1 protein-coding gene is annotated in these 778 nt (G+C 45.5%); it reads left to right on the plus strand.

Annotation, left to right across the window (positions count from 1 at the left end; genetic code table 11):
* Nucleotides 1-778, plus strand: a 778-nt coding sequence (locus AB4496_RS28320) for an efflux RND transporter periplasmic adaptor subunit (protein WP_372133376.1), incomplete at both ends; no start/stop codon positions are given.

Raw genomic sequence — 778 nt, forward strand, 5'->3', positions numbered from 1 at the left:
GTACTACTGGCTAACGCAGAAAAAGAGCTAGCTAACGCACAACTTTCATTTTTCCAAGAACAACGCAAACATCAACGTGCTCAAAAAGAATGGAAAACTTCAGGTATAGAAGAGGCACCGAGCCCCCTCGCTTTGCGAGAGCCTCAGTTTAAAGCAGCAAAGGCACGATTAAACGCCGCACAACAAGCAGTTGAAGATGCTAAGCAACAACTAAATAACACGAATATCCATGCTCCTTATGATGCCATTGTCAGCCAAAGCAACGTCACCACAGGCAGTGTTGTTGCATCCGGAACCTCGTTGGGACAGATCAAATCCATAGAAACTGCTGAAGTACATCTTCAGCTCACAGAACGCGACTGGCAACAGCTCCCCTCCGATTTGAGTGCACTGTCGGTGACAATTCAGTCAGCATCTGATTTAGATTCAGGGCAACAATGGGCAGCACGGGCGAGTCACCTTTCACTGCTCGTGGAACAATCAACACGTATGCGTAACCTCATATTAAAAATAGACTCCCCTCTTCAACAGCCAGATCCTTTGCTGATCGGGAGCTTTGTTAGAGTTGTCATTCAAGGTAAGAGCCATTCAGATAGTTTTGTAGTTTCATCCTCTTCCATTACTGCAGACGGCAATATTTGGTACGTCAAAGAAGGTCAACTTCATCGTCACAAGACTCAATCACTGTTTCAAGATATCGATGCGATTGGTTTTGAACAGGGCAACCTAAATCAACACATCACTTTGGTTGTAAAGCCGTTGTCCAGCTACGTGGAGG

Origin of the sequence: Vibrio sp. 10N.222.46.A1 (assembly GCF_041473595.1) — a bacterium.
GTDB lineage: Bacteria > Pseudomonadota > Gammaproteobacteria > Enterobacterales > Vibrionaceae > Vibrio > Vibrio tasmaniensis_A.